The organism is Burkholderia sp. PvR073 (assembly GCF_054055695.1).
In genome coordinates this window covers 74,447-88,550 of record NZ_JBSRXO010000020.1, presented here as the reverse complement: position 1 = coordinate 88,550, position 14,104 = coordinate 74,447, and the positions used below count along the sequence as shown (strand labels likewise).

Annotated in this window: 9 protein-coding genes and 1 pseudogene; 6 read left to right on the top strand and 4 right to left on the bottom strand. The window is 66.5% G+C overall.

All coding sequences use genetic code 11. From position 1 onward, the window contains the following. The 3 genes and pseudogenes from ACVK00_RS33185 to ACVK00_RS33175 form a co-directional block, all read right to left on the bottom strand. The coding region (locus ACVK00_RS33185) for a biotin/lipoyl-containing protein (RefSeq protein ID WP_456826984.1) at window positions 1-1,077 on the bottom strand (1,077 nt) is incomplete at its 3' end. Window positions 1,078-1,147: 70 nt separating this feature from the next. After that, the gene (aceE, locus tag ACVK00_RS33180) at window positions 1,148-3,844 is read right to left on the bottom strand and encodes a pyruvate dehydrogenase (acetyl-transferring), homodimeric type (RefSeq protein ID WP_228904856.1); all 2,697 of its coding nucleotides are present in this window, start codon (window positions 3,842-3,844) and stop codon (window positions 1,148-1,150) included. A gap of 136 nt (window positions 3,845-3,980) precedes the next feature. Next, window positions 3,981-4,198: pseudogene (locus ACVK00_RS33175) on the bottom strand (hypothetical protein); the annotation flags it as partial. Here ACVK00_RS33175 and fixL point away from each other — a divergent pair. From fixL to ACVK00_RS33155, 4 genes are all read left to right on the top strand, one after another. Next, window positions 4,118-6,634, top strand: coding sequence for an oxygen sensor histidine kinase FixL (fixL, locus tag ACVK00_RS33170; RefSeq protein WP_228904858.1), 2,517 nt, complete (start codon window positions 4,118-4,120; stop codon window positions 6,632-6,634). The pseudogene ACVK00_RS33175 and the gene fixL overlap by 81 nt on opposite strands. After that, window positions 6,631-7,269 carry an oxygen response regulator transcription factor FixJ gene (fixJ, locus tag ACVK00_RS33165; protein ID WP_006493245.1) on the top strand — a complete coding sequence of 213 codons (639 nt, stop codon included), beginning with the start codon at window positions 6,631-6,633 and terminating at the stop codon, window positions 7,267-7,269. The genes fixL and fixJ overlap by 4 nt, the downstream gene beginning before the upstream one ends. 245 nt (window positions 7,270-7,514) lie before the next feature. Next, the gene (gene folD / locus ACVK00_RS33160) at window positions 7,515-8,372 is read left to right on the top strand and encodes a bifunctional methylenetetrahydrofolate dehydrogenase/methenyltetrahydrofolate cyclohydrolase FolD (RefSeq protein WP_284901449.1); all 858 of its coding nucleotides are present in this window, start codon (window positions 7,515-7,517) and stop codon (window positions 8,370-8,372) included. Window positions 8,373-8,627: 255 nt separating this feature from the next. Further along, window positions 8,628-10,715 carry a M3 family metallopeptidase gene (locus tag ACVK00_RS33155; RefSeq protein WP_284901447.1) on the top strand — a complete coding sequence of 696 codons (2,088 nt, stop codon included), beginning with the start codon at window positions 8,628-8,630 and terminating at the stop codon, window positions 10,713-10,715. Window positions 10,716-10,775: 60 nt separating this feature from the next. On the opposite strand, the gene dinB is transcribed toward ACVK00_RS33155, so the two are convergent. Then, window positions 10,776-12,101 (bottom strand): DNA polymerase IV, encoded by a 1,326-nt coding sequence (gene dinB / locus ACVK00_RS33150; RefSeq protein ID WP_354122993.1) that lies wholly within the window; start codon window positions 12,099-12,101, stop codon window positions 10,776-10,778. A 137-nt stretch (window positions 12,102-12,238) separates the two neighbouring features. Here dinB and ACVK00_RS33145 point away from each other — a divergent pair, with 137 nt between their 5' ends. Both ACVK00_RS33145 and ACVK00_RS33140 read left to right on the top strand, forming a co-directional pair. Next, complete coding sequence (locus tag ACVK00_RS33145; protein ID WP_284898925.1) at window positions 12,239-12,931, top strand: aspartate/glutamate racemase family protein; 693 nt, start codon at window positions 12,239-12,241, stop codon at window positions 12,929-12,931. A 326-nt stretch (window positions 12,932-13,257) separates the two neighbouring features. Then, on the top strand, window positions 13,258-14,061 hold the full coding sequence (locus ACVK00_RS33140) for a DUF3472 domain-containing protein (RefSeq protein ID WP_284898922.1): 804 nt from the start codon (window positions 13,258-13,260) through the stop codon (window positions 14,059-14,061). Window positions 14,062-14,104 lie beyond the last annotated feature (43 nt).

The window sequence follows — 14,104 nt, the reverse complement described above, 5'->3', positions numbered from 1 at the left end:
GATGTCCGCTTCGTCGTTGTTCGTGACGTGCGGGATCATCACCCAGTTGCGATGCAGGTTCGCGCCCGAGATCTTCTTGATCCGCGACAGCGGCTTCGCTTCGAACGGGCCGAACTTCGAGAAGTCGACCTTCGGCCACGGCAACAGGTTCAGCTCGCCGCCGCCTGCCGGCGCGGCTGCCGCGGCCGGTGCCGCGCGCTGGCCCGTCATCACGCCCTTCACGAAGCCCGTGATGTCTTCCTTCGTGATGCGGCCCTTCGGACCGGAACCCTGCACGCGTGCGACTTCGACGCCGAGTTCGCGCGCGAACTTGCGCACGGACGGCGACGCGTGGCTTGCACGGTACTCGCCCGACGGTGCCGCGGCCGGTGCAGCTGCAGCCGGTGCCGGCGCAGCCTTCGCGGGTGCCGGTGCGGCGGCAGGTGCCGGCGCGGCCGCGGCCGGAGCCGGTGCGCTCGCCTGCGGCGCGGCGGCAGCCGGTGCGCCGGCGGCGTCGAGCAGCACGATCAACGTGCCTTCCGACACCGAATCGCCCACCTTGACCTTGATTTCCTTCACGACGCCAGCGGCCGGGCTCGGCACGTCCATCGTCGCCTTGTCCGACTCGAGCGTGACGAGCGACTGCTCCTTCTCGACCGTGTCGCCGACCTTCACGCCGATCTCGATCACCGGGACGTCCTTGTAGTCGCCGATGTCGGGCACCTTCACCTCGAGCGTGCCGCCCGACGCTGCCGGCGCGGCGGCCGGTGCCGCTGCGGCCTGTGCTGCCGGTGCCGGAGCTGCCGCCGGAGCCGGGGCCGCCGCCGGCGCTGCCGCGCCGTTCACCTGCGCCGCGGCGCCGCCTTCGAGCAGGATGATCAGCGAGCCTTCCGACACGGAATCGCCCACCTTGACCTTCACTTCCTTGACCGTACCGGCGGCCGGGCTCGGGACGTCCATCGTCGCCTTGTCCGACTCGAGCGTGACGAGCGACTGCTCGGGCTCGACCGTGTCACCCGCCTTCACGAGCACCTCGATGACGGGCACGTCCTTGTAATCGCCGATATCCGGCACCTTCACTTCGATCGCTTGACTCATCTTTTTGTGTCTCCATGGCCGCGCGCGCCCCTCCCGGAAGCGGCGCGCGGCATCACACGGCGCGTGTGCGTTAAACGGTCATCGGGTTGGGCTTCGACGGATCGAGGTTGTACTTGGCGATCGCGTCCGCGACCACCTTGCGCTCGATCGTGCCTTCGTCGGCCAGCGCGTTGAGCGCGGCGACGGTGACCCAGTGACGGTCGACTTCGAAGAAGTGACGCAGCTTTTCGCGGGTGTCCGAACGACCGAAGCCGTCCGTGCCCAGCACGACGAAGCGGCGATCGACCTGACCACGGATCTGGTCGACCAGCGCGCGCACGTAGTCGGTCGATGCGATGACCGGACCTTGCGTGTCCTTCAGGCACTTCTGCACATGCGACAGGCGACGCTCCTCGCTCGGATGGAGCAGGTTCCAGCGCTCGACTTCATGGCCTTCACGCGCGAGTTCGGTGAAGCTCGGCACGCTCCACAGGTCGGCCGCGACGCCCCAGTCGTTCTTCAGCAGGTCGGCGGCAGCGATCACTTCGTTGAAGATCGTGCCCGCGCCGAGCAGCTGCACGCGCGGCGCCTTCTTGTCGGCGTCGGCCTTCTTGAACGCGTACATGCCCTTGATGATGTCGGCCGCCACGTGCTCGCCCTGCGGAATCGCCGGGTGCTCGTAGTTCTCGTTCATCACCGTGACGTAGTAGTACACGTCTTCCTGGTCCTGCACCATGCGGCGCAGACCGTCCTGGATGATCACCGCGAGTTCATAGCCGAACGTCGGGTCGTAGCTCACGCAGTTCGGCACCGATGCCGCCCACAGGAGCGAGTGGCCGTCTTCGTGCTGCAGGCCTTCACCGTTCAGCGTCGTGCGGCCCGCGGTGCCGCCGAGCAGGAAGCCGCGCGAGCGCATGTCGCCCGCCGCCCATGCCAGGTCGCCGATCCGCTGGAAGCCGAACATCGAATAGAAGATGTAGAACGGCACCATGATCTCGCCGTGCGTCGAATACGACGTCGCCGCCGCGATCCAGTCGCACATGCCGCCCGCTTCGTTGATGCCTTCCTGCAGGATCTGGCCGGTTTCCGATTCCTTGTAGAACATCAGCTGGTCGGAATCTTCCGGCACGTACTTCTGGCCTTCCTGGTTCCAGATACCGATCTGGCGGAACAGGCCTTCCATGCCGAACGTACGCGATTCGTCCGGGACGATCGGCACGACGCGCTTGCCGAGTGCCTTGTCCTTCAACAGGATGTTCAGGATCCGCACGAACGCCATCGTCGTCGAGATCTCGCGGCCTTCGCCCGTGCCCTTCAGGAGCGGCTCGAATGCGTCGAGCGCCGGCACCGGCAGCGAGGTCGCCTTTTCGCGGCGATGCGGCAGGTAGCCGCCGAGGTCCATGCGCTTCTGGCGCATGTATTCGAGTTCCTTCGAGCCTTCCTCGAACTTCAGGTACGGCACGTCGGCGATCTGCTCGTCGGCGATCGGCAGGCGGAAGTGGTCACGGAACTTCTTCAGTTGCTCGACCGGCAGCTTCTTCTGCTGGTGCGTGATGTTCATCGCCTGGCCCGACTCGCCCATCCCGTAGCCCTTGATGGTCTTCGCGAGGATGACGGTCGGCGCGCCCTTCGTGTTGGTCGCTTCGTGGAATGCCGCGTAGATCTTGTGCGGATCGTGGCCGCCACGGTTCAGCGCCCAGATGTCGTCGTCCGACCAGTCGGCGACGAGCGCCTTCAGTTCAGGCGTGTTGAAGAAGTGTTCGCGGACGAACGCGCCCGACTCCGACTTGTACGTCTGGTATTCGCCGTCGACGACTTCCATCATGCGGCGCATCAGCGCGCCCGTCTGGTCGCGTGCGAACAGCGCATCCCAGCGGCTGCCCCAGATGACCTTGATCACGTTCCAGCCGGCACCGCGGAATTCCGATTCCAGTTCCTGGATGATCTTGCCGTTGCCGCGCACCGGACCGTCGAGACGCTGCAGGTTGCAGTTGATCACGAACACGAGGTTGTCGAGCTTCTCGCGGCTCGCCATGCCGATCGCGCCGAGCGATTCCGGTTCGTCCGTCTCGCCGTCGCCGAGGAACGCCCAGACCTTGCGGCCGGCGGTCTTCGCGATGCCGCGCGATTCCAGGTACTTCATGAAGCGGGCTTGGTAGATCGCCATGATCGGGCCGAGACCCATCGACACCGTCGGGAACTGCCAGAAGTCCGGCATCAGCCACGGGTGCGGGTACGACGAGATGCCCTTGCCGTCGACTTCCTGGCGGAAGTTGTCGAGCTGCTCTTCCGACAGGCGGCCGAGCAGGAACGCGCGCGAGTACACGCCCGGCGACGAGTGACCCTGCACGAACACGAGATCGCCGCCGTGCTGGTCGGACGCCGCGTGCCAGAAGTGGTTGTAGCCGACGTCATAGAGCGTCGCGGCCGACGCGAACGACGCGATGTGGCCGCCGACGTTGGTGTCCTTGCCTGCGCGCAGCACCATCGCCAGCGCGTTCCAGCGCGTGTACGAACGAATGCGGTGCTCGATGTCCTGGTCGCCCGGGATCTTCGCCTGCGCGGCAACGGGAATCGTGTTGATGTACGGGGTGTTGGCGGAGAACGGCAGGTGTTCGCCGTGCATGCGGGCGAACTCGATCTGCTTTTCGATCAGGTAGTGCGCGCGGCCAGTGCCCACGGAGGAGATTACGCCGTCGAGCGACTCGAGCCATTCAACGGTTTCTTGCGGGTCGTCGTCACGTTCGGCGGCGACATACTTCATCACTTCGTTCGGTACAGCGGACATTCTCGTCTCCTGGGTCCTGGAATGTGAGGATCGCTCTCATGCAGACGACGCGACGCGACCGGCTGCGGGCAAGCTCCGACGGATTGTAATGAGCGTGGACGGGCGCGCGCAACTGAATTTTCGAATTATGAGATCTTTTCTCGCAATGCGAAATATTGCTGCGCTGCACCCATGCATCGGGCCTCCGCGGCGCGCGCCGCGGGCACAAATCCGTTTCCGTTCAACATATCCGGTATAGGTTTTCCATGTATTGCGCTGCGCTACAATCCTGCCATGTTGACCGATCGGCTTTTCGCACGCTCGGCGCGACCGTCGGGCCCGCCGGCGGAGTCGCAGCCGTCCCGTTGGCACCACGGACCGTGGTGGTCCAATTCCTATTTGCTGACGCCGCTGCTGTCGATCCTCGTGTTTCTCGTGGTGATGAGCCTGATTCTATGGAGCCTCAATCGCCGCGAACAGCAGCAACAGGAAGACACGCTGTTCCGTAACGTCGCGTGGGCGCAGCAGCAGATCCGCCTGTCGATGACGGGTGCGCAGGAGCAGTTGCAGGCGCTGTCGCGCGATCTCGCGTCGGGCCGCCTCGACCAGAACGCGTTCCAGATGGCCGTCGCGGACGTGATGCAGACGCATCCGGAAATCCTCTATCTGAACTGGTACACCGCGCCCGGCGTGCAGCGCTGGCCGGCCGTGCACCCGCCGCTGCTCGGCCAGCGGCTCGCGAAGCCCGGCGACGCGCAGATGCAGGACGCCGTGCGCGGCGCGTATGACGAAGCGCGCAGCACGCGCCGCCAGGCCTATTCGCCGCTGATCTACGACGACTTCGGCAACGGCTTCATCACGCTGCAGACGCCCGTGATGCGCGGCGACCGCGAATATCTCGGCTCGATCGCCGCGGTGTTCTCGGTCGAAGGCATCCTGAAGCACGACATCCCGCAGGAGTTGTCGTCGAAGTACAAGATCTCGATCACCGACTCGAACAATCGCGAGCTGTCGTCCACGTCGACGCGCCCGCGCCTGCCGCGCGACTCCCATTACGACCTGCCGCTCGATCCGCCCGGCCAGGGGCTGACCGTGCGCGTGTACGCGTTCCCGCAACTCACGAACCTGACCAACAACACGCTCGTCTGGCTCGTCGCCGGGCTGTCGTGCTTCGTGCTGTGGAGCCTCTGGAGCCTGTGGAAGCACACGCGCCAGCGCTTCGAGGCGCAGCAGGCGCTGTACGCGGAGGCGTTCTTCCGCCGCGCGATGGAAAATTCGGTGCTGATCGGCATGCGCGTGCTCGACATGCACGGCCGCATCACGCACGTGAACCCCGCGTTCTGCCGGATGACGGGCTGGGACGAAACCGACCTGGTCGGCAAGGTCGCACCGTTCCCGTACTGGCCGCGCGACTCGTATCCGGAAATGCAGCGCCAGCTCGACATGACGCTGCGCGGCAAGGCGCCGAGCTCGGGCTTCGAGCTGCGCGTGCGGCGCAAGAACGGCACGCTGTTCCATGCGCGCCTCTACGTGTCGCCGCTGATCGACAGCTCGGGCCGCCAGACCGGCTGGATGTCGTCGATGACCGACATCACCGAGCCGAAGCGCGCGCGCGAGGAGCTCGCGGCCGCGCACGAACGCTTCACGACGGTGCTCGAAAGCCTCGACGCCGCGGTGTCGGTGCTCGCCGCCGACGAAGCCGAGCTGCTGTTCGCGAACCGCTACTACCGCCACCTGTTCGGGATCCGCCCGGACGGCCACCTCGAACTGTCGGGCGGCGGCTTCGACCGCGCGCAGGCGTCGTCCGACTCGATCGACATGGTCGACGCGTTCGCGGGCCTGCCGGCCGCCGCGCTGACGAGCAGCACGGCCGACGCACAGGAGGTGTACGTCGAGAGCATCCAGAAGTGGTTCGAGGTGCGCCGCCAGTACATCCAGTGGGTGGACGGCCACCTCGCGCAGATGCAGATCGCGACCGACATCACGACCCGCAAGAAGGCGCAGGAACTCGCGCACCAGCAGGAAGAGAAGCTGCAGTTCACGAGCCGATTGATGACGATGGGTGAAATGGCGTCGTCGATTGCTCACGAATTGAACCAGCCGCTCGCCGCGATCAACAACTACTGCTCGGGCACGCTCGCGCTCGTGAAGAGCGGCCGCGGCACGCCCGAGACGCTGCAGCCCGCGCTGGAAAAGACCGCGCAGCAGGCGCTGCGCGCGGGGATGATCGTCAAGCGGATCCGCGAATTCGTGAAGCGCAGCGAGCCGAAGCGCCAGCCGGCGCGGGTCGCGGACATCGTCGCCGACGCAGTCGGGCTCGCCGAAATCGAGGCCAGGAAGCGCAGGATCCGGATCGTCACGGAAATCCTCGCAAGAATGCCTATTATTTATGTCGACCCCGTGCTGATCGAGCAGGTGCTCATGAACCTGATGAAGAACGCGGCCGAGGCAATGGCCGACGTGAAGCCGGCGTCGGTGGACGGCGTGATCCGCGTCGTCGCCGACATCGATGCGGGTTTCGTCGACATCCGCGTGATCGACCAGGGTCCGGGCGTCGACGAAGCGACCGCCGAACGCCTGTTTGAACCGTTTTACAGCACCAAGTCCGACGGCATGGGCATGGGGCTGAACATCTGCCGTTCGATCATCGAATCGCATCGGGGGCGTCTGTGGGTGGTCAACAATGTCGAACCGGACGGCCGCATTTCCGGCGCGACATTCCACTGCAGCCTGCCCATTGGGGAACCCGCTGATCTCGGCCAAGGGGGGCGCGAGGCATCGGCATCACATACCGTTACGGGAGAACTATGAATAGCCCTGTCACCACCACTCAGGAAACCGTCTTCGTCGTCGACGACGACGAGGCCGTACGGGACTCGCTGCGCTGGCTGCTGGAGGCGAACGGCTATCGCGTGCAATGCTTCTCGAGCGCGGAGCAATTCCTCGATGCTTACCAGCCGGCGCAGCAGGCCGGCCAGATCGCCTGCCTGATCCTCGACGTGCGGATGTCGGGCATGAGCGGCCTCGAGCTGCAGGAGCGCCTGATCGCCGACAACGCCGCGCTGCCGATCATCTTCGTCACGGGCCACGGCGATGTGCCGATGGCGGTGTCGACGATGAAAAAGGGTGCGATGGACTTTATCGAGAAACCGTTCGACGAGGCCGAGCTGCGCAAGCTCGTCGAGCGGATGCTCGACAAGGCCCGAAGCGAAAGCAAGAGCGTCCAGGAACAGCGCGCCGCGAGCGAGCGCCTGTCGAAGCTGACCGCGCGCGAGCAGCAGGTGCTCGAGCGGATCATCGCCGGCCGCCTGAACAAGCAGATCGCCGACGATCTCGGGATCAGCATCAAGACGGTCGAAGCGCACCGCGCGAACATCATGGAAAAGCTCAACGTCAACACGGTAGCCGACCTGCTGCGCCTCGCGCTGTCGAAGAAGCAGGCCTGAACGTTGCGTGCGGCCGCGGGGCACCTGCCCGGCCGGCCGCACCCACGCACCCTCGCGCCGCGCAACGCAGCCCACTCGCGCGGCGCGGCCCGGCGCTTCCTCCCCGGGGCGCCGGCATCGCCGCCATGACGCTTTCCTTGTATTCGCTGTCGGACGACAGCAGGCGACCGGTATAATTGCGTGCTTTGCTGCGACGCTTCGTGCGCCGCACACTCGCATTCCAACTTCCCGGCAGGACCACCACCATGACAGCCCTCCTCATCGACGGCAACGCCCTCTCGAAGACCTTGCGCGCGCAGGCCGCCGAACGCGCCGCCGCCCTGACCGCCCGCGGCCACCAGCCCGGTCTCGCGGTGATCCTCGTCGGCGCCAACCCGGCGAGCGAAGTCTATGTGCGCAACAAGATCAAGGCGTGCGAGGACAACGGCTTCTTTTCGCACAAGGATGCGTACCCGGACACGCTGTCGGAAGCCGACCTGCTCGCGCGCATCGACGAACTGAACCGCGATCCGAAGATCCACGGCATCCTGGTCCAGCTGCCGCTGCCCGCGCACATCGACAGCCACAAGGTGCTCGAGGCGATCGCGCCGGAGAAGGACGTCGACGGCTTCCACGTCGCGAACGCCGGCGCGCTGATGACCGGCAAGCCGCTGTTCCGTCCGTGCACGCCGTACGGCGTGATGAAGATGTTCGAAGCGCATGACATCCCGCTGCAAGGCGCGAACGCGGTCGTGATCGGCCGCTCGAACATCGTCGGCAAGCCGATGGCGATGCTGCTGCTCGAAGCCGGCGCGACCGTGACGATCTGCCACAGCAAGACGCGCGACCTCGCCGCGCACACGCGGCAGGCCGACATCGTGGTCGCCGCGGTCGGCAAGCGCAACATCCTGACGGCCGACATGGTCAAGCCCGGCGCGACGGTGATCGACGTCGGCATGAACCGCGACGACGCGGGCAAGCTGTGCGGCGATGTCGACTTCGCCGGCGTGAAGGAAGTCGCCGGCCACATCACGCCGGTGCCGGGCGGCGTCGGCCCGATGACCATCACGATGCTGCTGATCAACACGATCGAAGCCGCCGAGCGCGCCGCCGCGGCCGCCTGATCGCGCTGTTCGCCCAGCCGGCGCGCATTCGTGCGCCGGCATCTCGCCGGTCGCCCTCGCGGCCGCGCGTCACACCGCCACACTCCGCCGCGTTTCGCCCGTATCCGACCCCGCGTCGAGCGTATCCAATCGCGTCGTTAGAAACTAACGATTGGAAAGCGCGCGATGCGCCCCAATAATGTCGATATCGGGCGCCGCTGCTTCGCGCCTCACCCTTTTCACCCCGGTTCATCCGGCAACAGACAGGGAGTCTTAATGTCCGCCAGCGCCAATACCAATCCGCTTCTCGATTTCACCGGCCTGCCCCGCTTCGGCGAGATTCGTCCGGAACATGTGACGCCCGCGCTCGACACGCTGCTCGACACCGCCAACCGCGCAGTCGACACCGCGAGCGCACCCGCGACGCCGGCGACCTGGGCCACGATCGTCGAGACGGTCGAGCAGGCGACGGAGCCGCTCGGGCGCGCATGGGGCGTCGTCGGCCACCTGAACGCCGTCGCCGATACGCCGGAACTGCGGGCCGCCTACGGCGAAAACCTGCCGCGCGTGACCGAATTCTGGTCGAGCGTCGGCCAGAACCTCGCGCTGTACGAGAAGTACAAGGCGATCGCCGCTAGCGCCGAATACGCGACGCTGTCCGCCGAGCGCAAGAAGATCCTCGACAACGCGCTGCGCGATTTCCGCCTGTCGGGCGCCGAGCTGCCGGAAGACCAGAAGCCGCGCTTCGCGGAACTGCAGGAACAGCAGGCCGCGCTGTCGAAGGCGTTCTCCGACCACGTGCTCGACGCGACCAACGCGTATGCGTACTTCGCGCAGGACGAGGCCGAACTCGCCGGCCTGCCGGGCGACGCGATCGAAGCGGCCCGCGAAGCCGCGCAAAAAGAAGGCAAGGAAGGCTGGAAATTCACGCTGCACTTCCCGTCCTACTTCCCGGTGCTGCAATACGCCGAGAACCGCGCGATGCGCGAGACGCTGTATCGCGCGTATGCGACGCGCGCCTCCGAACTCGGGCCGCAATACGGCGGCGGCAAGGCCGAATGGGACAACACGGCGATCGTCGCCGACGAGCTGAAGCTGCGCCGTGAAGAGGCGCAGATGCTCGGCTACCGCAACTTCGCCGAAGTGTCGCTCGCGCCGAAGATGGCCGAGTCGCCGCAGCAGGTCATCGCGTTCCTCGAGGATCTCGCGACGCGCGCGCGCCCGCACGCTGACAAGGACTGGGACGAACTGCGCGCGTTCGCCGCGAAGGAACTCGGCCTGACCGAACTCGCGCCGTGGGACGTCGCGTTCGCGGCCGAGCGGCTGCGCCAGCAGCGCTACGCGTTCTCGGAAAACGAGGTCAAGCAGTACTTCCCGGAACCGGCCGTGCTGAAGGGCCTCTTCACCGTCACCGAAACGCTGTTCGGCGTGCGGATCAAGCCGGACGACGCGCCGGTCTGGCACCGGGACGTGCGCTTTTTCCGCGTCGAGAACCGCGACGGTTCGCTCGTCGCGCAGTTCTATCTCGACCTGTATGCACGCGAAGGCAAGCGCGGCGGCGCGTGGATGGACGATGCGCGTGCGCGCGCGAAGCGCGGCGGCACCGTGCAGACGCCGGTCGCGTACCTGACCTGCAACTTCTCGGCGCCGGTCGGCGGCAAGCCCGCGTGCTTCACGCACGACGAAGTCATCACGCTGTTCCATGAATTCGGCCACGGACTGCATCACATGCTCACGCGCGTCGACGAGCTCGGCGTGTCGGGCATCAACGGCGTCGAATGGGATGCGGTCGAGCTGCCGTCGCAGTTCATGGAAAACTTCTGCTGGGAATGGGACGTCCTGTCGTCGATGTCGTCGCACATCGATACCGGCGCCGCGCTGCCGCGCGAGCTGTTCGACAAGATGATCGCCGCGAAGAACTTCCAGAGCGGCCTCGGCACGCTGCGCCAGATCGTGTTCTCGATGTTCGACATGCTGCTGCACGTCGACTTCGACCCGGCCGGCGCGACCGGCGTGAACGCGTTCGCGCGCGAAATCAACGAGCGCTACCACGTGATCCCGCAGGCAGCGTTCTCGCGCTGGCCGAACACGTTCAGCCACATCTTCGCGGGCGGCTATGCGGCCGGCTACTACAGCTACAAGTGGGCCGAGGTGCTGTCGGCCGACGCGTACGCGGCGTTCGAGGAAGCGGCCGCCGCAGGCGGCAGCGTGCTCGACGCGGCGACCGGCACGCGCTATCGCCGCGAGATCCTCGAAGTCGGCGGCAGCCGCCCGGCGATGGATTCGTTCAAGGCGTTCCGCGGCCGCGAGCCGGAAATCGACGCGCTGCTGCGCCACAACGGGATGACCTCCCCCGCGCACTGAGCACGCGCTGGCCGGTTCGTCCGGCTGCTTCGGAAGGCACCGCTTCGGCGGTGCCTTTTTTCATGGCGCGGGTGTTTCGTCGTTGGCGTCGTTGGCGTCGTTGGCGTCGTTGGCGTCGTTGGCGTCGTTGGCGTTGGCGGCAGCGTCGGCATCGGCATCGGCATCGGCGGCGGCATCGGCGGCGGCATCGGCGGCGGCGGCGGCGGCGGCGGCGGCGGCGTCAGCATGGTCGGCTTCATCGTCGAACAAGGAGAACTGCCCGTGCCGCTCGGCCGTATCCTCGTCGATGCGCACGCCGACGCCCAGCAGCCGCACGGCCTGAGCGCGCCGCTGCAGCCCCTTCGCGAGCAGCGTGACCGCCGTCTGCGCATTCGTCGCGTCGGCCACGCATTCGACCGTCGTGCGCTGGAAATCGGCGAAGCGGATCTTCACGTACAGCTTGCGGATCGCGCGCACCGCACCCGCGCGCGCGATCCGCGCGTCGAGCTGCACGACGAGGCGGCGGATCTCGTCCGCGCATTGTTCGAGCGTCGTCAGATCGGTCACATAGGTCGTCTCGACGCTGACCGACTTGCGCTCCTGGTCGGCCTGCACCGGCCGCTCGTCGATCCCGCGCGCCAGCTGGTACAGCCGTCGACCGAACGCGCCGAAGTCGCGATGCAGGTCGATCAGCGACCAGTCGCGCAACTGCGCGCAGGTCTGGATGCCGAGCCGGTCGAGCCGCGTGGCCGTCACCTTGCCGACGCCGTGCAGCTTGCGCACAGGAAGCGCCGCGACGAACGCATCGACTTCATGCGGGCGCACGACGAACAGGCCGTCGGGCTTGTTCCAGTCGGACGCGATCTTCGCGATGAACTTGTTCGGCGCGACGCCCGCCGACACCGTCACGCCCACCGTGTCGTACACACGCTGGCGGATCTCCCGTGCAATCAGCGTCGCGCTGCCCTGGCACAGTTCGGAGCCGCTGACGTCGAGATAAGCCTCGTCGAGCGACAGCGGCTCGACGTCGTGCGTGTAATCGCGATAGATCGCCATGATCTGCCGCGACGCCGCGCGGTACTTGTCCATCGCGGACGGCAGGATCAGCAGGTCCGGACACTTGCGCATCGCCAGCGCCGACGACATCGCCGAATGCACGCCGTAGCGCCGCGCCTCGTAGTTGCAGGTCGCGATCACGCCGCGCTGGTCGGGCCGGCCGCCGACCGCGAGCGGCCGGTTGCGCAGCGACGGGTCGTCACGCATCTCCACCGACGCGTAAAAGCAGTCGCAGTCGCAGTGGATGATCTTGCGCACGCGCGGCTGCGCTTCGCCAGGCGGCGGCTCGCACGGAGGATCGGCAGGCGGGATGATGGTCGGATTCACGGTGCCGATACTGTACAAAAACACAGTGCCGGTTTCAACTGTCGCGTACTGCCGCGTTCGGGCGCCCCGTACCGGCGCGCTTCGCACGGATCGTACCGCCCGCGCGCACGGGGCGGCCCCTATACTCGTCTGTCACGACATACGAAATGCACAGGTGACGGATGAAGACGATCGGACTGATCGGCGGGATGAGCTGGGAATCGTCGGCGGAGTACTACCGGATGATCAACCGCCATTCGAAGGCGCTGCACGGCGGCCATCACAACGCGAAGAGCGTGCTGGTCACGGTGGATTTCGCCGAGATCGAAGCGCTGCAGCGCGCGCAGGACTGGGTCGCGCTCGGCGAACGGATGGCCGGCGCCGCGCGTCAGCTCGAAGCGGCCGGCGCCGATCTCGTCGTGCTGACGACCAACACGATGCACCGCGTACACGGCGCGATCGAAGCGGCGGTAGCGCTGCCGTTCCTGCACATCGCCGATCCGACCGGCGCCGCGCTGCGCGCCGCGGGCGTCGAGCGCGTCGCGCTGCTCGGCACGCGCTACACGATGGAATTGCCGTTCTATGCGGAGCGCCTGCGCGACAAGTTCGGCCTCGACGTGCTGGTGCCGGACGAAGCCGCGCGCGGCGACGTGCACCGGATCATCTACGACGAGTTGTGTCACGGCGTGATCGATGCGGCGTCGCGCGCAACCTACGTGGCGATCATCGACGAACTGGCGAAACGGGGCGCGCAAGCCGTGATTCTCGGCTGCACGGAAATCACGCTGCTGATCGGCGCGGACGATTCGCCGCTGCCCGTATTCGATACGACCGCGCTGCATGCGAAGGCGGCGGTCGAGTGGGCGGCGGCCTGACCACCGCGCGCCGTCGCGCGGCGGACCTCGGCCGGAGGCCGGCGCGCTCGCCGGCAACCCTCGCCGCGATTTGATGGCCGGATTATTCCACGCGGCGGGAATCACTATCTTGCCCGTCGCATCGCCTCGCGCCCGACGCCTCGCTCTCGCCCGCGGCACGGGGCCGGCGGGAACGATCCGCGAATTAGGCGGCGCGTGTCGCGCGGCCTCGCCGATTCAACTGGTTATCTATTGGTAATAAAGTGGGCGCAAATTGGTATTCGGGCGGCATCGCTTCAATCGGTGCTGCTCGTGCGCTCTCTTTTCCACCAACGGGAAACCGGAACATGAAACGACTCAAGTCCACGGTCGCTGCGATGCTCGCCATGTCGACCATGCTCGGCGCACACGCCGACCCCACCATCCACGCGTCGGCCCCGACGACACCCAACGGCGGTTTCGATCGCCTCACGTGGGACATCACGCCGGACGTCGTACCGACCACGATCAACGCCAGTTACTACTGGGCCACCCAGGTGTCGTCCGAACATGGCAGCCACCCGATCTATACCGGCATCCAGCCGCGCACCCAAAGCACCAACGTCGTGATCTTCAGCGCGTTCGGCGCCGGAACGGCGCCGCTGTCGGCGAATTGCCGCGGCGGTGCCGACGGCGGCTCGGGAACCTCGTGCTCGATCGGCTATGCGTGGAAAACGGGCCATGCCTACCGGCTGCAAATCGTCCATGCGCAGGCCGATCGCGCCGACGGACGCTCGACCATCGAAGGCTTCATCACGGACGTCGCAACCGGCGTCACGACACCGACCGGCAGCATCGCGGTGCCGGCAGACTGGGGCGGACTGTCGAACACCGCTTCCGTGTTCGACGAGTTCTTCCCGTTCAACGGCGCGTCGAGCGACCCGATGCAGCGGCCGTGCGTGCCGTACGTACGCTACACGACGTCGCTGCCGCATTTCTATCTGAAGGGGGTCGACTACCCGACGACCGAACGGTCGATCCGGCTGAATACGGGCAAGGACAAATGCGCGGCGCTGACCGGCACGCCGAACGCGCGGGCCACGCTCGTCAACACATCGACTTATCTGATCGAGAACGGCTTCCTACCGGGGAGCCCCGGCGCGCCGAAATGACATTCGGACGCTGAAAACAAAAAACCCGGCACGAGGCCGGGTT

What these genes read in the sequence shown, in the direction of transcription:
- fixL (WP_228904858.1), top strand. Translation starts at nt 4,118, where the DNA reads ATGTTGACCGATCGGCTTTTCGCACGCTCGGCGCGACCGTCGGGCCCG.
- folD (WP_284901449.1), top strand. Translation starts at nt 7,515, where the DNA reads ATGACAGCCCTCCTCATCGACGGCAACGCCCTCTCGAAGACCTTGCGC.
- ACVK00_RS33140 (WP_284898922.1), top strand. Translation starts at nt 13,258, where the DNA reads ATGAAACGACTCAAGTCCACGGTCGCTGCGATGCTCGCCATGTCGACC.
- ACVK00_RS33155 (WP_284901447.1), top strand. Translation starts at nt 8,628, where the DNA reads ATGTCCGCCAGCGCCAATACCAATCCGCTTCTCGATTTCACCGGCCTG.
- ACVK00_RS33145 (WP_284898925.1), top strand. Translation starts at nt 12,239, where the DNA reads ATGAAGACGATCGGACTGATCGGCGGGATGAGCTGGGAATCGTCGGCG.
- aceE (WP_228904856.1), bottom strand. Translation starts at nt 3,844, where the DNA reads ATGTCCGCTGTACCGAACGAAGTGATGAAGTATGTCGCCGCCGAACGT.
- fixJ (WP_006493245.1), top strand. Translation starts at nt 6,631, where the DNA reads ATGAATAGCCCTGTCACCACCACTCAGGAAACCGTCTTCGTCGTCGAC.